The organism is Acinetobacter sp. YZS-X1-1 (genome assembly GCF_000804305.1).
GTDB classification, from domain to species: domain Bacteria; phylum Pseudomonadota; class Gammaproteobacteria; order Pseudomonadales; family Moraxellaceae; genus Acinetobacter; species Acinetobacter variabilis.
This window is the reverse complement of record NZ_JWHB01000023.1, coordinates 12620-32278: the sequence shown is the minus strand read 5'-3', so window position 1 is coordinate 32278 and position 19659 is coordinate 12620. Positions and strand designations below refer to the sequence as shown.

21 protein-coding genes and 1 tRNA gene are annotated in these 19659 nt (G+C 43.3%); 7 read left to right on the top strand and 15 right to left on the bottom strand.

Annotated elements, in window-relative coordinates; genetic code table 11:
* The first annotated feature begins 51 nt into the window (after positions 1-51).
* Positions 52-127, top strand: a tRNA-Asn gene (locus RJ01_RS11780).
* Between the two features lie 368 nt (positions 128-495).
* On the opposite strand, the gene RJ01_RS11775 is transcribed toward RJ01_RS11780, so the two are convergent.
* The 11 genes from RJ01_RS11775 to RJ01_RS11725 form a co-directional block, all read right to left on the bottom strand.
* Positions 496-1149 (bottom strand): tRNA-(ms[2]io[6]A)-hydroxylase, encoded by a 654-nt coding sequence (locus RJ01_RS11775; RefSeq protein ID WP_034171230.1) that lies wholly within the window; start codon positions 1147-1149, stop codon positions 496-498.
* Positions 1150-1164: 15 nt separating this feature from the next.
* Positions 1165-1890, bottom strand: a complete 726-nt coding sequence (gene pdxJ / locus RJ01_RS11770; RefSeq protein ID WP_034171229.1) for a pyridoxine 5'-phosphate synthase — start codon at positions 1888-1890, stop codon at positions 1165-1167.
* A gap of 13 nt (positions 1891-1903) precedes the next feature.
* Entirely contained in the window at positions 1904-2614 is a 711-nt protein-coding gene (locus tag RJ01_RS11765; RefSeq protein WP_034171228.1) for a DNA repair protein RecO, read from the bottom strand.
* A gap of 11 nt (positions 2615-2625) precedes the next feature.
* On the bottom strand, positions 2626-2823 hold the full coding sequence (locus tag RJ01_RS11760) for an NF038104 family lipoprotein (protein WP_034171227.1): 198 nt from the start codon (positions 2821-2823) through the stop codon (positions 2626-2628).
* An 18-nt stretch (positions 2824-2841) separates the two neighbouring features.
* A complete protein-coding gene (gene era, locus RJ01_RS11755) occupies positions 2842-3870 on the bottom strand; it encodes a GTPase Era (RefSeq protein WP_034171226.1) in 1029 nt (342 codons plus the stop codon).
* A complete protein-coding gene (gene rnc / locus RJ01_RS11750) occupies positions 3870-4568 on the bottom strand; it encodes a ribonuclease III (protein ID WP_034171225.1) in 699 nt (232 codons plus the stop codon). Before rnc ends, era begins: the two co-directional genes overlap by 1 nt.
* A complete protein-coding gene (locus RJ01_RS11745) occupies positions 4540-4911 on the bottom strand; it encodes a DUF4845 domain-containing protein (protein WP_034171224.1) in 372 nt (123 codons plus the stop codon). The genes rnc and RJ01_RS11745 overlap by 29 nt, the downstream gene beginning before the upstream one ends.
* Before the next feature lie 24 nt (positions 4912-4935).
* A complete protein-coding gene (gene lepB, locus RJ01_RS11740) occupies positions 4936-5763 on the bottom strand; it encodes a signal peptidase I (protein ID WP_034171223.1) in 828 nt (275 codons plus the stop codon).
* Between the two features lie 21 nt (positions 5764-5784).
* The gene (gene lepA, locus RJ01_RS11735; protein WP_004784519.1) at positions 5785-7602 is read right to left on the bottom strand and encodes a translation elongation factor 4; all 1818 of its coding nucleotides are present in this window, start codon (positions 7600-7602) and stop codon (positions 5785-5787) included.
* A 259-nt stretch (positions 7603-7861) separates the two neighbouring features.
* Positions 7862-8347: a thioesterase family protein gene (locus RJ01_RS11730; protein WP_034171222.1), complete on the bottom strand. Its 486-nt coding sequence runs from the start codon at positions 8345-8347 to the stop codon at positions 7862-7864.
* A 123-nt stretch (positions 8348-8470) separates the two neighbouring features.
* Entirely contained in the window at positions 8471-9856 is a 1386-nt protein-coding gene (locus tag RJ01_RS11725; protein WP_034171221.1) for a Do family serine endopeptidase, read from the bottom strand.
* A 236-nt stretch (positions 9857-10092) separates the two neighbouring features.
* Here RJ01_RS11725 and nadB point away from each other — a divergent pair, with 236 nt between their 5' ends.
* Positions 10093-11721, top strand: a complete 1629-nt coding sequence (gene nadB / locus RJ01_RS11720) for an L-aspartate oxidase (protein WP_034171220.1) — start codon at positions 10093-10095, stop codon at positions 11719-11721.
* A 112-nt stretch (positions 11722-11833) separates the two neighbouring features.
* Here nadB and RJ01_RS11715 read toward each other — a convergent pair whose 3' ends face one another.
* The 4 genes from RJ01_RS11715 to pabC form a co-directional block, all read right to left on the bottom strand.
* Complete coding sequence (locus RJ01_RS11715) at positions 11834-12274, bottom strand: PaaI family thioesterase (protein WP_171248473.1); 441 nt, start codon at positions 12272-12274, stop codon at positions 11834-11836.
* A 91-nt stretch (positions 12275-12365) separates the two neighbouring features.
* On the bottom strand, positions 12366-12965 hold the full coding sequence (tmk, locus tag RJ01_RS11710; protein WP_034171218.1) for a dTMP kinase: 600 nt from the start codon (positions 12963-12965) through the stop codon (positions 12366-12368).
* 2 nt (positions 12966-12967) lie between these two features.
* Complete coding sequence (mltG, locus tag RJ01_RS11705) at positions 12968-14026, bottom strand: endolytic transglycosylase MltG (RefSeq protein ID WP_034171217.1); 1059 nt, start codon at positions 14024-14026, stop codon at positions 12968-12970.
* 1 nt (position 14027) lies between these two features.
* Positions 14028-14843 (bottom strand): aminodeoxychorismate lyase, encoded by an 816-nt coding sequence (pabC, locus tag RJ01_RS11700; protein WP_034171216.1) that lies wholly within the window; start codon positions 14841-14843, stop codon positions 14028-14030.
* A gap of 161 nt (positions 14844-15004) precedes the next feature.
* Here pabC and RJ01_RS11695 point away from each other — a divergent pair, with 161 nt between their 5' ends.
* The 5 genes from RJ01_RS11695 to cysW all read left to right on the top strand — a co-directional run bounded on the left by RJ01_RS11695 (position 15005) and on the right by cysW (position 19650).
* The gene (locus tag RJ01_RS11695; RefSeq protein ID WP_034171215.1) at positions 15005-16015 is read left to right on the top strand and encodes a sulfate ABC transporter substrate-binding protein; all 1011 of its coding nucleotides are present in this window, start codon (positions 15005-15007) and stop codon (positions 16013-16015) included.
* A gap of 173 nt (positions 16016-16188) precedes the next feature.
* On the top strand, positions 16189-17214 hold the full coding sequence (locus tag RJ01_RS11690; protein WP_034171214.1) for a sulfate ABC transporter substrate-binding protein: 1026 nt from the start codon (positions 16189-16191) through the stop codon (positions 17212-17214).
* Between the two features lie 20 nt (positions 17215-17234).
* A complete protein-coding gene (locus RJ01_RS11685) occupies positions 17235-17840 on the top strand; it encodes an alpha/beta hydrolase (protein WP_034171213.1) in 606 nt (201 codons plus the stop codon).
* Between the two features lie 86 nt (positions 17841-17926).
* On the top strand, positions 17927-18760 hold the full coding sequence (cysT, locus tag RJ01_RS11680; protein ID WP_004784537.1) for a sulfate ABC transporter permease subunit CysT: 834 nt from the start codon (positions 17927-17929) through the stop codon (positions 18758-18760).
* A complete protein-coding gene (gene cysW, locus RJ01_RS11675; RefSeq protein ID WP_034171212.1) occupies positions 18757-19650 on the top strand; it encodes a sulfate ABC transporter permease subunit CysW in 894 nt (297 codons plus the stop codon). Before cysT ends, cysW begins: the two co-directional genes overlap by 4 nt.
* The last annotated feature ends 9 nt before the right edge of the window (positions 19651-19659 follow it).

The following is a 19659-nucleotide window of genomic DNA, read 5'->3' as shown; positions in this document are numbered from 1 at the left end:
GACAGTTTTTGCTTGACCCTTGATGAAATCTCTCTATAATCGCATTCAGATTCTCCCATAGCTCAGTCGGTAGAGCGACGGACTGTTAATCCGCAGGTCCCTGGTTCGAGCCCAGGTGGGAGAGCCAAATTCAAGAAAGCCCGCAGCATTAAAGCGGGCTTTTTTATTGCCTGAAATTTCATTTATAAAATGATTCGATTCTTCTTTTCTCTTATATATTCTTACTCTGCCCTTTTATTTACCTAGTTAGATTGGACTATATTTTCATTTAATCAAATGTGTTTATACATACTTATTTTTAGTTGATAACAACGTTTACTATCTTGCATGATGTTAATTTCTCCACTCTTACTGTAAGAAACATCAGATTAAATTTTATATCGCTTAGGCTATTTTAAATTCTTTTAATAAATAAGTTAGCTACAGATTCTTTATAGTTATAAAAAAATCCCCCGATTTGGAGGATCTTCTTTGATGTCTTAATAAAGTAGCTTCTTAAGCTGCTTTTGTTGGCACACCACTATGGAAACGGAACATTTCATCTGGACTGAGAATCAGATTCTTTTCTACTTCCCGGATATGCTCAATTCGGCTTTGAATATCTTCTTGCGGATTTTTCAGTTTTGCAGTTTTAGCCACATCCAAAGCTAAGGCCAAGTAGTCCTCAAAATGGCGAGATTCAGATTTGAGCAAGTAACGGTAATAGCGTCCTAACTCGTCATCCACCAGCGGAGCAAGCGCATAGAAACGCTCACAAGAGCGTGCTTCTACAAAAGCACCAATCACCAGCACATCAATCAGCGCCTCTGGCTCATAGGTACGGATTTCTTTGCGTAAGCCACCTGCATAACGTCCTGCACTGAGTCCAATCCATTGCTGGCCACGCTTATTCATGAATTCCAGCACCTGCTCATAGTGCAGCATTTCTTCCCGTACCAGTTGCGCCAGTTTCACCTGTAAATCTACAAAGAAGCTATAGCGGAACATCAGGTTCATTGCTGTACTGGCTGCTTTCTTCTCACAGTTGGCATGATCCTGCATCAGAATTTCCAGATTCTGTAATGCCTCATCGAGCCAGGCTTTTGGTGTTTCACAACCTAAGAAGCCAATGACAGGCTTCATCAGTTCATCATAATCAATATTTGACATATATCTTTTGCAATCTTAACGCGCAGCTTTAATTGCAGCCTTCATTTGTTGTACAGCTTGCGCCAGTCCAACAAAAACTGCATCTGCAATAATCGAGTGACCAATATTTAATTCATGAATTTGAGGAATCGCAGCAATTGGAGTGACATTATCCAGGTTCAGACCGTGACCTGCATTGACCACCAGACCTTTAGAAGCCGCATACTCTGCCCCTTTGATAATGCGATCCAGCTCAACTTGCTGTGCTTCTGGCGTGTCAGCATCGGCATAAGCACCTGTATGAAGCTCAATTGTAGGTGCGCCACAAGCGACTGCCGCATCAATCTGGGCAATGTCTGCATCAATAAATAGCGACACGTCACAGCCAATCGCAGACAGTTCCTGGGTGGCTTTTTTCACATCTTCAAAATGACCAACGACATCCAGACCACCTTCAGTCGTCACTTCCTGACGCTTTTCTGGTACAAAGCAGACATGCTGCGGCTGGATTTCTTTAGCAATCGCCACCATTTCATCAGTTACGGCCATTTCCAGGTTCATATGGGTAGTTAATACCGGACGCATACGACGTACATCTTCATCCTGAATATGTCGACGGTCTTCGCGCAAATGCAGGGTAATTCCCTCTGCACCGGCCTGCTCACAGATCAATGCAGCATTGACTGGGTCTGGGTACGTCGTACCACGTGCTTGTCTTAAAGTTGCGACATGGTCAATATTGACACCAAGTAATGCAGCCATACTATTTTCCTAACTACGATTGAGATTGAGAATTTTGGATCCACAATTGTCGACTTTTCAGTGGTCGGTCACCGAGCAAAGCAGTGATCACCTGTCGATATAGCTTCGTCAGTAATTGTAACTGTTCTGGATTAAAATCCCTACCATTTTCATAGTGCTGCATTGTTAAAATCTGCTGGCCCGACATGGTTGAGCGCAAGGCTTTAGCCGAAGGCATAAAACCTTCATTCAACTGAAAATAGTAATGTTGCACGGGATTGATTTGTGCCTGATTGGCATCGACTGAAAAATCCAGTTCATAGCCCAGTTCTTCTAATAAGATATGTTCAAACTGACGCAGAACCTGTTTTAAATAAGTATTGGGATTTTCCTGATCGGAGAGTTTTTGCAAGGCATTCAACGTTTCGCCATATTTGGCAAAGGTCAGCGGCATTTGCACTTCAAGCGGACATAAACGCAACAGGATTTCATTTAGATAAAAGCCAGAAAAGAAAGCATCGCCGAAAAAAAAGATCGGCTGATTAACAATTTCTAATTTGGTGAAATTTTTAAGTTCAGATTTGCCTGAAGCTAACAAGCTGATGGGTTGATATTGGGGTGGAGGATTTTGTCTCAGTATCCCGTCGATACGGCCATATTCCTGGGTAAATAAATGCACAATATGACTGCGATCGCGATATTTACGATGATGAATCAGGTATCCATGCAGCACTTCATTACGCATAGGCTGCTTCTTTAGTCTTTATTCTTTTTTGATTTTTTCTCGTCTTCTTCGTCATCCCCATCGGGAATGGCGGCACCCACAACAGCCGCGGTCCCTTTGACCGCGTACTTTGTGGTTTTATAGGCAACTTTGGCAGGAACGGTCACTACTTTATGAATACAGCCCTGCAAAAATAAAACACATGCAATAACTGCCAGAAATTTCATCATGATCCATTCCTATCCAATTTAAATGTCGCTATAACCTAGACTTTTCAGGGCTCGCTCATCATCAGACCAGCCGCCTTTAACTTTCACCCAAAGCGTTAGCATGATTTTCTGCTCGAACATTTTTTCCATGTCGACACGTGCGTCCATACCAATCTTTTTCAGCTTCGCACCTTTTTCACCAATCACAATGGCTTTCTGGCCAGCACGATCAACGAAAATGGTGGCATCAATATAAGTACATGCCGGCTTCATACGGCCTGTTTTTTCGTTCAGGGTCGGCTCTTCAGTTTTGAAAGATTCAATCTGAACAGTTAAATCGTATGGCAGTTCTTCACCTAACTGACGCATGATCTTTTCACGGATAATTTCAGAAGCCAGAAAACGTTCTGAACGATCAGTGAGCTGATCCAGTGAATATAGCGGTGGCTGGAATGGCAGATACTTGGCAATCGTATCGCGTAAGTGTTCGAGGTTGGCACCACGAAGTGCAGACACCGGTACGATTTCAGCAAAGTTCATCAGTTTGGCACGTTCACGAATCAGCGGTAAGGCCTCATTCTTGTTCTCGAACGTGTCCAGCTTGTTGATTACCAGAATCACCGGCATATCCGCATTTTTTAATTTCTCCAGAACAAGCTCATCGTTCTGGGTCCATTTTTGTGCATCAACTACAAACAGCACCAGGTTCACGTCACGCAATGCAGAGTGCGCAGCTCGGTTCATCATTTTATTGATGGCACGCACTTCTTTCTTATGCATCCCCGGTGTATCAACAAATACCGCCTGAGACTTTTCACGTGAATCAATCCCTACGATTTTATGACGTGTGGTTTGTGGTTTACGTGAAGTAATTGAAAGTTTCTGGCCCAGTAAGTGGTTCATCAAGGTTGATTTACCCACGTTTGGACGTCCCACAATCGCCACGAAACCGCTACGATAATCAGAAGGAATTTCAGTACCCTGTGCACTGAAAAATTGACTAATCAAGTCATTGCTGTCGCTTTGCGACTCGTGATCAGCATCAATGTGATCGGAATGAGTAGTCATTAAGACTTATGCTCCAAATGTTTTAAAATATCTGCCGCAACCGCCTGTTCAGCGAATCGTCGGCTTGAACCTTCACCGGCCATGACCGGTAAGCCTTCTACCTGACATTCCACTTTGAAATGCTGGTTCGGGGCATCACCCTGAATATCTACAACCTCGTAAACTGGGAGAGGTTTTTTACGTGCTTGTAAATATTCCTGTAGGCGTGATTTAGGGTCTTTCAGCTGGTCAGTTGGTTCTATATTGTCTAAATACGGTTCGTACCATTTTAGCACAATCGCCTGTAGTACAGTGAGATCACCGCAATCCACATAGATCGCACCAATAATGGCTTCGACCGTATCCGCAAGTATAGACTCACGATGATGACCACCCGATTTCAGCTCACCCGTACTGAGAATCAGGTTCTGACTCAATTTTAGATCATTAGCAATTTTCCCTAACGCTTCCTGTCGGACAAGAGTCGCACGCATACGCGTCAGACGGCCCTCGTTTTCCTGCGGGTAAGCAGTAAAGAGATAATTGGCTATGATCATCCCTAAAAGAGAATCGCCTAGAAATTCTAGGCGTTCATAGTTGTGTTTATGACTGACTGAACGATGGGTCAATGCCAGTTTTAACAGATCAGTTTGTTTAAACTGATAACCGATCCGTTTGGCAAGACGCTCATCATTTAGTTTTGACTGTGCTTTGATCAAAATCTTTCTCAAACTTCATCACTAAATCGATATTCATTATGAAATTCTTGCGAATTTCATAATTCTTGTGCACCTGTAAACCATCAGTGTTGGTTACCTTGGCAATTTCATCAAATTTCAGATCGCGAATATTGTTCATTTCTAAACGCTGACCCATCTGCTGACGAAATTTTTCTGGCGCAATATTTGCCGGAGAACTCTTTAAAAGTTCCTCAATCTGATTGTCCACCATACGATCATCAAAGTATGGCCCCCAAACTGCAATCGCCACTTTGGCAAGAAAAGCAAACCCCACGATTGCAAATAAAATTCCAATATACGAAGCACCTTGTTGATGTTTCATTTTTTATTTTCCTGACTGAAATAATTAATCGATTATTCCGTTTCGACTAAACGATGGCAGTTTAAAGCCAGGTTCTTTATGCATCCAGATATAGAATGCGCGACCTGTTAAGTTTTCTTCCGGAACAAAGCCCCAGAAACGACTGTCAGCACTTTGATCGCGATTATCCCCCATCGCAAAGTAATGGCCTTCTGGAACTTTCACTTCCCAATATAAACCATTTTCAGCTGAAAACTTACCATTTTCTATATAGTTAAGGAATGGAGCCTGACGAGCTACATTTACTCCTTCCAGTTCACGCATAGTGAAAGTATGTTCGCCAATGGTTTCCTTATGATAAATCGAATTTGGCGTATCCAGGCGATCTTTTTCACGGCTGAATTCTACTGGAACTTTTGTTACTTTCTCACCATTAATGGTTAACTGGCCATGATCATAAACAATATGATCACCTGGCAAACCAATTACACGTTTGATATAGCTAATCGTTGGTTGTGGCGGATAGCGGAAGACCACGACATCACCACGTTCCGGGCTGCCTGTATCCAGAATTTTTGTATTTATAATTGGTAATTTCACACCATAGTCAAACTTATTGACCAGGATAAAATCACCGGTTTCCAGGGTTGGAACCATGGAGTCTGATGGAATATTGAAAGGTTCGTACAGGAAAGAACGCAATACTAAAACGACCGCCAAAACCGGCCAGAAATCATAAGCCCAGGTAATAATGAAGTTTTCATTGCCCTTGCCTTTGGTATGTCGTTGTTTCAGAACAAACTTATCCAGCAACCAGACCACGACGAAAAATAAGGTCGCAGGAACAAGAATCAAATTAAAATCAAAATCCATGGGCTTATTATCCTTATAGTATTAGCGTTCGACTTTCAGTACAGCTAAGAACGCTTCTTGTGGAATTTCAACGCTACCCACCTGTTTCATACGTTTCTTACCTTCTTTCTGTTTTGCAAGAAGTTTCTTCTTACGTGATACGTCACCACCATAACATTTTGCCAATACGTTTTTACGCATTGCTTTTACAGTAGAACGGGCAATAATTTGCGCACCAATAGCCGCCTGAATTGCCACATCAAACATCTGACGAGGAATCAGGTCTTTCATTTTTTCAACCAGTGCAATTCCACGATGACGTGCATCCTGGCGATGGCAAATCATTGCTAAAGCATCGACTTTTTCACCATTGATCAGGACATCCACTTTCACCAGTGATGAACTTTCAAAACGCACAAAGTTGTAATCTAGTGACGCAAAACCACGTGAACAAGATTTCAATTTATCAAAGAAATCCATCACCACTTCGGCCATTGGAATTTCAAAAGTAACGGATACCTGATTCGCCATGAACTTCATGTCTTTCTGTACACCACGGCGCTCAATACATAGGGTCATGACATTACCCAGGTATTCCTGTGGCACGAGGATATGACACTCTGCAATTGGTTCACGCAGGTCTTCAACAGTTGAGCCATCTGGCATTTTTGACGGGCTATCGATGTAAATGGTATTGCCATTTTTCATCACTGCTTCATAAATTACCGTTGGTGCTGAAGAGATCAAATCCAGATCGTATTCACGTTCTAGACGCTCCTGTACGATCTCCATGTGCAGCATACCCAAGAAGCCACAGCGGAAACCGAAGCCTAGAGCATCAGAACTTTCTGGTTCGAAGAACAGCGCAGAGTCATTGATTTGCAGTTTATGCAATGCTTCACGGAAAGGTTCAAAATCACTGGAATCGATTGGGAACAGGCCCGCATAGACCTGTGGTTTTACTTTTTTGAAACCAGGTAATGTTGGAACTTCTGGAGTAGTTGCCAGTGTAATGGTATCACCCACTGGTGCACCAAAAATGTCTTTAATACCGGCAATTACGAAACCAACTTCACCCGCTTCAAGAATATCGGTTTCAGTATGCTTCGGATTGAAAATACCGACTGAAGTGATGATATGTGTCTGACCCGTCGATTTCACCAGCATCTTGTCGCCTTTGCGAACACGCCCCTGTTTCACACGAACTAGAGATACCACGCCCAAGTAGTTATCGAACCATGAGTCAATAATCAACGCTTGCAGCGGTGCATCACGTTCACCTGTTGGTGCAGGAATGACATTCACCAGCGTTTCAAGTACACCTTCAATACCTAGGCCAGTTTTTGCTGAACAGGTCGGTGCTTCAGTCGCTTCAATCCCGATAATATCTTCAATTTCCTGAATTACACGTTCGGGTTCAGCCTGTGGCAAGTCAATCTTGTTCAGTACTGGTAAAACTTCCAGACCCTGCTCAATCGCGGTATAGCAGTTTGCTACAGACTGCGCTTCTACCCCTTGCGCTGCATCCACAACGAGAAGTGCACCTTCACAGGCCGCTAAAGAACGTGAAACTTCATAAGAGAAATCCACGTGTCCCGGGGTATCAATGAAGTTCAACTGATACTCTTGACCATTTGGATGGGTATAGTACAAGGTGACCGAAGCCGCTTTGATGGTAATCCCACGTTCGCGTTCAAGTTCCATAGAATCAAGAACTTGAGCCTGCATTTCACGATCCTGTAAACCACCACAAGTTTGAATAAAACGGTCTGCCAGAGTCGATTTACCGTGGTCAATATGCGCAATAATCGAGAAGTTACGAATGTTTTTAATATCAACAGATTTTTTAGCTTGCGCCATGGGCTACCTTGAGAAAAAAACGCGCCATGCAATTTAAAAAGTCATTGCATAACAAAAGCCGAATAGAAATTGCCGAGGATTATAGCAGAATGGAGATACAGAAAAAGAATTATCTTTCTTCTCTCTTAGCTGTCTTAAGCACATGACCAGTTTCTTCTTATTTTTCTTTTCCTCAGCTTTTTTCTTAGAAACAGCTTGTTAAATGGGCTGCTTCCTATTTAGTAGCTGCCTTCTATTCAATCTCGATATCATCACCTTATTAGATTGATTCTTCTCTTATTGTCTTTGCTTCTTCACTCAAATATAAAGTAGAAAAATCATAAGGGTTAATACTGTCTGAGAGGGGCTGATAAGCTTGGGTAAAACTTGGCGACATACGCTTCGGGCGACCCGATGCAATTTCGATACAGGCCCACTGCGTGCTACCGGTAAATAGGACATTCTGATCCTGTGGACGATAAAAAGCATACTGTCTGAATGAATATAAGGCATTCAAATCACTTAACCAGGTTCGTAGAATCAGCTCATCCCCTTCAAATGCCGCCTTGCGATACTGGACATGATGTTCAACTGCAACCATGGCATGTTTAAGTTGCAGATACTCATTTAAACCGAGTCCTAATTGTTCGATATGGGCCGAGGCCACATCCTGCATCCACTGCACATAAATGACGTTATTCACATGTCCTAGACGATCAATATGTTCAGGACGTACCTTTAAAACTTGGTCAAAAATACCGTTCACTTTTCTCTAATCCTTTATCGCAATTTTTCTATGTACAGAGTCTACAGAAATTATGGCTCGGGTAAATTGCGAAAAATAAAAAACCGCCCATACAAGCGGTCTTTTATTGAAGATTCATTTATTTTATGAAATGCGCATCCCGACAATGGCACGTTGACCCTGACGAATCAGACCGACACGGGCAACACTGCCTTTTTTCAGGTCTGCCACAGCTTCCACAAACTGATTACTGTTCAATATCGCTTTACCATTGATTTGAGTCACGACATCATTTGGCATGATCCGTGCCTGAGCTGCGATCCCGTCTCTACGGACGTCCTGAATGACTACACCACCCTTAATCTCTAAACGTTCTTTTTCAGCCGGGCTTAATTCACGAATAGTAACGCCTAATACCGGCCCTTTATTTGGCTGAGCCTGATTACCTGCTTTGGCTGGCGTTTCATCTGGTGCAGTTGTTAAGGTTGCATTGATATTACGACGTTTATCATCACGTAATACTTCCAGCTGAATCTGCTGTTTAGGCGCAGAACGGTTCAAATAGTTCAGCAACTGGCTAGTGCGTGAAATATCAGTACCGTTGTATTTTAAAATCACGTCACCGGCTTGCAGACCCGCTTTAGCCGCTGGCGAGTTTGGTGCCACCTGGGTAATTAAAGAACCTTCTGGCTTAGATAATTTGTAAGATTCAGCCAAAGTACGGTCGATATCTTGCAGGCTTACACCCAGATAAGAACGGGTCACCTTACCATCACGTTTCAGCTGGTCAGCGACTTCCATAGCGACATCAATGGGAATCGAAAATGACAGACCCATATAACCGCCAGTACCACTGAAGATTCGTGAGTTCACCCCCACCACTTCACCGCGCTGGTTAAATAGCGGTCCACCCGAGTTCCCCGGGTTGAGGGCAACGTCAGTTTGAATAAATGGTACGGCTGTTTCTCCCATCATGTTACGCATCTTGGCACTGACAATGCCGGCAGAAGCGGAGTAGTCAAAACCAAAAGGTGAACCGATTGCTAATACGGGTTCACCTACACGTAATTTATCGACATCACCAGTACGCAGTTCCGGGAAACCTGAACCATTAACTTTCAATAAAGCGACGTCAGTACGCTCGTCGCTTCCCACGACTGTCGCATCAATTTCCCGACGATCATTCAAGGTAATTGTCACTTTAGACGCATCTTCAACTACGTGGTGGTTGGTCAGCAGATAGCCATCCTTACTAATGAAGAAGGCACTCCCATATCCGGTTTTTTCCTGCGGTACACGTGGCTGCGGAATAATCACTTGATTACCAAAGAAACGGCGTAAAATTTCAGGAACCTGTTGTTGCAAGAGCTCTTCTTCGCTCATTTTTTTGACAACACTCACACTGACAACTGCCGGACTGACCTGATCAACCAGGTTAGAAAAATCGACGGGTGTTACTGCCTGTAACTGAGCAGCACTCATAGTAACAGTCGCTGCAAATAATCCTTTTTTTAAATCCAGAATTTTCATATAAATTATTCACCCAAATTGTTGATAAATTTATGTAAATAGGTTTTATCACAAACTTCATATATTTTAAGTAACAATATGTTCGAAAGCTTGAATGTTGGCAACCTTTAATTTTTCTAAAGCATTAAGTTAAAGCTTTTATTAATTTTTTTCATCAATAAATGAACACTTAAACGCTTGCCTTTTGTACAAAAAAGCGCTCTGATTACCGGACTTTTTTCAATTAGCTGATGGACATGTCTAATTTTCCCCTTACCCATCATTTTGACGTGATCATTGTGGGCAGTGGTGGTGCCGGCCTAAGTCTAGCACTTTCTTTGCCTGAACATTTTAATATTGCAGTTCTTGCTAAATCTACCCTGACCGATGCCAGTACCTATTATGCCCAAGGCGGTGTTGCAGCCGTACTGGATGAGACAGACTCGATTGAACAGCATATTGATGACACCATGATTGCAGGTGTACATCTGTGTGAAATGGATGCGGTGAAGCAGACGGTTGAAGGTGGTAAGCCTTCGGTGGATTTTCTGCTGAAACACGGCGTCCAATTTACTCTGGATGAGCAGGAACAATTACATTTGACCCGTGAAGGCGGTCATTCACAGCGCCGAATCATTCATGCGGCTGATGCGACTGGGCGTGCCATTTCTACCACGTTGGTACAGCGTGCTCAGGAAAAAGAAAATATTACCATCTTTGAAAATTACATTGCGATCGACCTGATCTGTTCACAAAAACTGGGCCTAGATGGTGAAAATCGCGCCTTAGGTTTATATGCACTCAATGAAGCAAGTGCACAAGTTCATACTTTCTTAGCACCATTTACTGCCCTGGCTTGTGGCGGTGCGATGAAAGCTTATCTTTATACTTCCAATCCGGATATCGCGACTGGTGATGGGATTGCGATGGCCTATCGTGCCGGTTGCCGGGTTGCCAATATGGAATTCAACCAGTTCCATCCGACCTGTTTATATCATCCACAAGCCCGTTCATTCCTGATCACAGAAGCCATGCGTGGTGAAGGTGCATATTTACGCCTACCTGATGGTGAGCGTTTTATGCTGCGTTTTGATGAGCGTGCTGAACTGGCACCACGTGATATTGTGGCACGCGCAATTGACTATGAGATTAAACGTCTGGGCATTCGTCATGTCTGGCTAGATATTACCCATAAAGATGAAAGCTTCATCAAAGAACACTTCCCAACCTTATATGCACGTCTGTTAGAACTTGGCATCGACATCACCAAGGAAATGATTCCTGTGGTTCCTGCTGCGCACTATACCTGCGGTGGTGTGGTCGTAGATGAAAACAGTCAGACCGATATTGCCGGACTCTATGCCATTGGTGAAACTTCTTATACTGGCTTACACGGCGCTAACCGTATGGCCAGTAACTCACTTTTAGAATGTTTTGTATATGGCATGAGTGCTGCCAAACATATTCAGGAAAATTTCAAGACAGATCAAGCTATCCCTGAGGTATCAGAATGGGATGATTCTCAGGTCACTAATCCTGATGAAGATGTAGTTATTCTGCAAAACTGGGACGAGCTGCGTCAGACCATGTGGAACTATGTGGGTATCGTCCGCACGACTAAACGTCTGGAACGTGCCCTGCACCGGATTGAGATGTTAAAGAAAGAAATTACCGAATACTATCAAGATTATCAGGTGAGCAAAAACTTGATCGAGCTGCGTAATCTGGTATTGGTTTCTGAGATGATTGTGCGTTGTGCCATGCAACGTAAAGAATCTCGTGGCCTGCATTTCACCCTGGATTATCCAGAATTACTGCCTGAACTACGTAAAACTGTACTGATTCCACCAAGTTTTGAAGTAGAAACTCCTTTGGTGAATGCTTAAAGATATAGGCAGATAATATTTTTAAATGTTATCTGCCTTTTCTTTGGCTCTGATTTTTTAAGTTTTTAGAATAATCAGGATTTAAATAAAGCATATGATTTGTAAGAATTAATCAGCATTTTAAGGAATGCACGTGTTCTTTACGTGGTGGAACCGAATAGGTCGCTGTCACATGGGCAACCGGCTCTTCCTGATCAATCGAATAAATCCAGACTTCTCCCACAATGAGCGCCTTCCCCACTTTCATCAATTTACTTTCCCCTCGCAGATCAACACCACCCGAAGGTTTACGCAGAAAATTAATATTTAAGTTCGTAGTCACTGCCAGGCCAACCAGTCCAATCTCACCGAGGATCGCAATATATAAAGCCAGATCAGCTAAGGTCATCATGGTGGGGCCAGACACTGTGCCGCCGGGACGTAATTCCTGCTCACTCACTCGATACAGTAAGGTTGCACCCTGAGGCACTACAGCTTCGATCTGGCACTTTTCCAGGCTCTGTGGAAATTCCTGCTGTAAAAACTGGATGATTTCTTCTCTTGTACTTTTCATCATGTTTTATCTTCCTGATTTCTTCCAATATAGAAGATTCTTCCTTGAAATAACTAGAGAAAAGTATGCCAAAAATGTCTTTAGAATAAAATTATTTTAAATAAGACAACGCCTGTTGAAACACCTGATCCGGTGTTTGAGTTGCATCCAGACATTTAATCCGCTCTGAATGACGCTGGCATAGTGTTGCATATCCAGCGCGAACTTTCTCAAAGAAAGTAACTTTCTCTTGCTCAAACCGATCCAGTGCACCTCGGGCACGTGCGCGATTCATACCCAGTTCAATCGGTGCATCCAGCCAGAACGTAATATCCGGCATACGTTCCACGAAATTTTGATTCAACAGATTCAGCTTGTCTTCACTGAGTCCACGCCCTGCACATTGATAGGCAAAACTGGCATCACTGAAGCGATCACATAAGACAATTTTTCCAGCATTTAAAGCGGGTAGAATCACTTGTGTCAGATGCTGGGCACGTGCCGCATACATCAGCAATAACTCTGTATCATGGCACATCGCTTCTTCGTGGTTTACGGCCAACAATAGCGAACGAATCTGTTCTGCCATCGGTGTACCGCCCGGCTCGCGGGTCAGCACGACCTCTTTGCCTTGAGCAATAAAATCATCATAGATACGACGAATGAGTGTGGTTTTCCCTACACCTTCAGTGCCTTCAAAGCTGATAAACATGCTCATTCCTTATTTTTTGAACGTAAAACAGAGAGATACTCTTGTACTGCTTTATTGTGGTCTTGCAGACTGCTGCTGAATTTATGCCCACCATTACCCGTTGCAACAAAATAAATATTTTGTGAATTGTCTGGATGCATCGCTGCTTCAATGGCTTTCTTGCTTGGCAAGGCAATCGGTGTCGGTGGTAAGCCAGCCATGGTATAGGTGTTATAGGGTGTTGGAGTGCGTAGATCCTGACGGGTGATATTACCTTTGTAATTCTCACCCATACCATAAATAACAGTTGGATCTGTCTGTAGACGCATGCCGATTTTCAAACGGCGTACAAATACACCTGATACCTGTTGTAACTCGCTATCCAGGCTGGTTTCTTTTTCAATGATCGATGCCATGATTAGCGCTTCGTACTTATTCTGATATGGCAGATCTGAAGCACGTTTTTCCCAAGCCTGATCCAGAGATTTCATCTGGCGCTGATAAAGATCGGTCAGAATCTTGCGATCTGTTTCGCCTTTGGCAAAGAAATAGGTATCCGGAGCGAACAGACCTTCAGGATGATTAAATGGAATATTGAGTTCTTTGAGCAATTGATCGGTTGGCAAATTCACCACTTCTTTAGTCACCAGATCATCTTTCTTTAAGGCATCAATCAGCTGTTTAAAGGTTGTACCCTCAATCACCAGAATCCGGTTCATCTGAGCATTTTCTGCATTAGAAATCATGTCCAGCACTGCACGGATACTCATACCTTGAGGAATTTCATAGACACCCGCCTTCATGGTGTCATGAATCATGATGCGCTGATACAGCTTTAAAATAATCGGAAAGCTGACATGATTTTCTTTGGCCAGCCGATCAATAAATCCAGAATAGGTTTCACCGTTACTAATTGCCAGTAACTGTTTTTGACCTTCTACAGGATAATCTTTCCATAGGCTAGCTTTCAGGATCAGCCCTAGAACCAGGAGTATCCCGATTAGAAATAGAACTATCCCCTTCATGAAACCAGGGCGTTTGGCATTATTTTTCTTTTTGGTTTTAGACTTGAAAGCTGACATATTAATAAGGCATCTGATTCAATCGAAGACGGTTAAAAAGTTCAATACAAGCATCTACATTTAAAGCACGCTGCTCAAATTGAGTGGCAATTTTCATCGGACTGAGCGCATTGCAGAAAAACAAGCTGTCGATATGGGGAATTTCATCCATTTCCACATCACGCTGCTGACAGATAATGCCCTGATCCTGCATACGTTGCAAAATTTCTGCACGCATTACACCGAAGACGCCATTATAACGAAGTTCTGGTGTAATCCATGTATTGTTTATACGAATAAAGCAATTACTGCTCACCCCTTCAACAATTGTACCCTGCACATCTGTGACCAGTGCTTCCGGCCAGCCATGCAGATCCGCTTCCTGTTTAAGCAAGACCTGTTCCAGACGGTTTAAGGTTTTCAACCCCACCAGATTCGGCATGCTGAGGCCAATGGCCTGTTGCAATACACCCGCCTGAATCTGCTCATAACTGAAGTCCTGTAGAGTTTTCGGATAATAGAACACCCAAAGATCTGCCGGATGGTCTGGCAGGCTATAACCACGCTGTCCTATACCACGACTCAGTACAATCTTTAAGGTTCCGTTCAGTTCAGCTTCTGATTTCAATAACGCTTGCAAACTTTTTTCAATCAGGTCCAGATCAGCCTGCAAACTTAATTTTTGCTGGCCCATCCTTAAACGTGCTAGATGACGGTCTGCTAACTCGATCTGGTTTCGACGTATGCGGGCGGTAGTAAAGCAGCCATCACCATAATGAAAGGCACGATCCAGCACATCTATATCTTTGACGAGTTGAGCATTTTTTAAATACAACATGCTTTTAAGGCCTCTCTGGTGACGGATAGAGCGATGAAATATAAGCTCTGTCTATATATCTGTTTTACTCACATAAAATTCGTTTTTAATTATTTTTTCTGCAAAAAATCTCCAGCTATTCTTGCCCCATCCAACAAAACAAAGAAACATTTGAGGCAAATATGAACATCCGTAAATTAAAAATTGGGGTATTGGCAGCACTTATTTCAGCAACCGCTTTTAGCGTATCTGCAAAAGACTTCCTGAACGTGTCTTATGATCCAACTCGCGAATTGTACGATAACTTTAATAAAGAATTCAGTGCTTACTGGAAAAAATCTACTGGTCAGGATGTTAACTTCAAACAGTCACATGGCGGTTCAGGTAAACAGGCACGTGCTGTCATTGATGGTCTGGATGCGGACGTCGTGACTTTGGCCCTAGCTGCAGATATTGATGAGATTGCAGCACGCGGCCTGCTACCTAAAGACTGGCAAAAGAAATTTCCACAAAATTCGACACCTTATACCTCAACCATCGTTTTCCTGGTGAAAAAAGGCAACCCTAAAGGCATTAAAGACTGGGGCGATCTGGTGAAACCGGGCGTAGAAATCATTACGCCAAATCCTAAAACTTCTGGTGGCGCGCGCTGGAACTACCTGGCCGCTTGGGCATGGGCGAAACATCAGCCAGGCGGTAACGATACTAAAGCTCAAGACTTTGTTCGCCAGATCTACAAGCAAACTAAAGTACTCGACTCAGGTGCACGTGGTGCAACAACAACTTTTGTTGAACGCGGCATCGGTGATGTATTGCTGGCTTGGGAAAATGAAGCACATTTAGCCATTCGTGAACAGCCTGGCAAGTTCGAAATTATTACCCCTTCCTTATCGATTTTGGCTGAGCCACCAGTGGCAATCGTTGAAAAGAATGCCAAAAAAGATGGTAATGAAAATCTGGCTAAAGCGTATCTGAATTACCTGTACTCACCTGCGGGTCAAACGGTTGCTGCGAAGAATTTCTATCGCCCACGTAATGTGGCAGTATTAAAACAATACAGCAATGTCTTTAAATCGCTGAAGCTGATGACTATTGATAAAGAGTTTGGTGGCTGGGACAAGGTACAGAAAAAACACTTTGCCAATGGCGGTATCTTTGACCAGATCGTAAAGGCAAATAGCACAAAATCGTAATAATAAATGTCTATGCAATGGCCTTATTGAATAAGGCCATTGTTGTTTCAAATACTTATAGACTCTTTTATCTTATATTTTCATATAAAATTCATTTTTAATTATTTTTTATGCATAAAGAATAGGTTTATTCTTCACTCATGTTACAAAACGTGTAAGAGTTTGAGGTTCACATGAGCATTTCAACAAAACTAAAACTAGGGGTTCTGGCTGCTGTTATTTCAGCAACTTCGTTTTCTGCTGCAGCGCGCGACTTTCTGAATGTCTCTTATGATCCCACGCGTGAACTCTATGAAGACGTCAATAAAGAATTTGGTAAATACTGGAAAAGCCGTACTGGCCAAAGCATTAACTTTAAACAGTCACATGGTGGTTCAGGTAAACAGGCGCGTGCCGTAATTGATGGTCTGGATGCCGATGTGGTAACTTTGGCATTAGCCGCTGACATTGATGTGCTGGTCGAAAAAGCCAAACTATTACCTGCAGACTGGCAGAAAAAATTACCACAAAACTCAACACCATATACTTCTACCATCGTATTCCTGGTACGTAAAGGCAATCCAAAGGGCATCAAGGATTGGGGTGATCTGGTAAAACCGGGTGTAGAGATTATCACACCAAATCCTAAAACCTCAGGCGGTGCACGCTGGAACTATTTAGCAGCTTGGGCATATGCCAAACATTTACCAGGTGGTAACGACAAAACTGCACAAGAATTTGTTCGTAAAATCTATAAACAAACCAAAGTACTTGATTCAGGTGCGCGTGGTTCAACCACCACTTTTGCTGAACGTGGCATCGGTGACGTATTACTGGCGTGGGAAAATGAAGCACATTTAGCCCTGCGTGAACAACCGGGCAAGTTCGAAATTGTGACTCCTTCCCTGTCAATTCTAGCTGAGCCACCCGTGGCAATTGTTGAAAAGAATGCCAATAAAAAAGGTAACAAATACCTGGCCCAGGGTTATTTAAACTTCCTGTACTCACCACTGGGTCAGGAAATCTCAGCACGTAACTTCTATCGCCCACGTAATGAAAAAGTACTGGCGAAATATAGCCAAGTCTTTAAGCCATTAAAACTGGTGACTATTGATCAGGAGTTTGGTGGCTGGGATAAAGTACAGAAAGCCCACTTTGAAAATGGTGGTGTTTTTGACCAGATCGTTAAAGCTAACAGCACAAAAAATAATTTAAGCTGATTTCATACAGGAGCATCGACATGACTCATACGCTTATTGTTCCCGGTGTAGGTGGCAGTGAATACAATCACTGGCAAACCTGCCTGCAACACCGGCTCATGCGCTGCTCCCGTGTGCAGCAAAAGGACTGGAATCATCCGGTACTGGATGTATGGGTCGCAGAATTTGTTAAAACTCTGCAAGTCATTCCAGATGATGTACAAATTGTGGCACATAGCTTTGGCTGTTTGACCAGCGTGGCATCATTGGCCCAGCATCCTGAACTGAATACTAAAGTCAAAAATCTGGTTCTGGTTGCACCTGCCAATCCGGCACGTTTTGGGGAAAATGGTTTTGCCCGTGATAGCCAGACGGATTACAGCGCCTATTTCCAGCAGCTCAAGATTCAGGCTCCAACGACTTTGCTGATCAGTGAAAATGATCCATGGCTAAGTTTTGAAGATGCCCAGGTTCTGGCGAAAGCCTGGAATATCAAACCGATTAATCTGGGAGTTGTAGGCCATGTCAATGTTGCTTCCGGTTTTGGTCCTTTCCCTGAAATTGAACAATATTTGATTTCAGAAAAGGCTATGCACCATATCAGCAAAGTTAATGAGAGCAAGTATTATTTTAAATTTGCATTTTAGTCCCTGCAAATTATGCTTGTGCCGATTCTATTTTCTAATTTTCACTGGTTAACTTTAACCAGCATTCTCTCTTTTGAGGAGTAATCATGTCGCAGCGATCCCGAGTGCTGCCAGGATTTGGTCTTTCTCTAGGCTTTACCCTAGCGTATTTGTCATTAATCGTTCTGATCCCGTTATCTGCCGTTTTTATTAAATCACTCGGCATTGGCTGGGAAGGTTTATGGGAAATCCTGAGCTCTGAACGTATCTTGAAATCATTACAGCTAAGCTTTAGTTCAGCCATTATCGCTGCTTTGATTAATGTAGTTTTTGGCCTGTTACTGGCATGGTGTCTGGTGCGTTATAGCTTTCCGGGTAAACGTATTGTCGATGCACTGGTCGATCTGCCTTTTGCCCTACCAACTGCAGTTGCCGGTATTGCTCTGACTTCTTTATATGCACCGACGGGCTGGATTGGTCAGTATTTAGATCCAATTGGCATCAAGGTGGCTTATACTCCGATCGGTATTACCCTGGCTTTGATCTTTATCGGTATTCCTTTTGTGGTCCGTACGGTACAGCCAGTTCTTTCTGATTTAGAAACTGAACTGGAAGAAGCGGCTTCTGCACTCGGTGCGAACCGTTTTCAGATTGTCACCAAAGTCATTTTTCCAATTCTGCTGCCAGCACTGATCACAGGTTTTGCTTTGGCCTTTGCACGTGGTGTCGGTGAATATGGCTCAGTGATTTTCATTGCCGGTAACCAGCCCTTTGAAACTGAAATTGCGCCATTAATGATTATTTCCCGTCTGGAAGAATATGACTATGCAGGTGCGACCACAATTGCTGTAGTGATGCTGCTCATTTCCTTTGTGATGCTTTTCCTGATTAACTTATTGCAAGCTTGGGCGAGCCGTCGTACCGGGAGAACTGCACGATGAGTTTAAATACCAACAGCAATGCGCTGGCTGAAAAATTGCAATCCCGCGATGCGACTCGTGAGCCGACCTGGGTACGTTATACCCTGATTGCGATTGCACTGATCTTCTTTTTAAGCTGCCTGATTCTGCCTTTGGTTCTGGTCTTTGTTGAAGCGTTTAAACAAGGCGTTGGCGTATATACGCAAGCCCTCGTTCATCCAGATACTTTATCTGCGGTCAAACTGACCTTGCTAACGGCTGTGATCGCGGTACCGATGAATGTAGTATTCGGCGTAGCTGCAGCCTGGTCAGTGGCGAAGTTTAACTTCCCGGGTAAATCAATTTTGACCACCATTATCGATATGCCTTTCTCGGTATCACCTGTTATTGCAGGTTTGATGCTGGTACTGATTTTCGGTACTCAAGGCTGGATGGGTGGCTGGTTGATGGATAATGACATCAAGATCCTTTACGCTGTTCCTGCGATTGTTCTGGCAACGATCTTCATTACCGTACCTTTTGTAGCACGTGAGCTGATCCCTTTAATGGAAGCGCAAGGTACTGAAGAAGAAGAAGCTGCGATTGTACTAGGTGCATCTGGCTGGCAAACCTTCTGGAAAGTGACCCTGCCAAATATCAAATGGGGTCTGATTTACGGCGTAATTCTGTGTAATGCCCGCGCCATGGGTGAGTTCGGTGCAGTATCAGTGGTTTCTGGCCATATCCGTGGTGAAACCAATACTTTGCCGCTACACGTCGAAATTCTATATAACGAATATACCTTTAGTGCTGCGTTTGCCGTGTCATCGCTCCTGGCTCTCCTCGCAATTGTGACTCTGGTTCTGAAAACCTGGGTCGAACTGCGCCAGGAAAAACAAGACAAACGTAATGACGATTCAACAGTTTCTTAAGGAATGCCC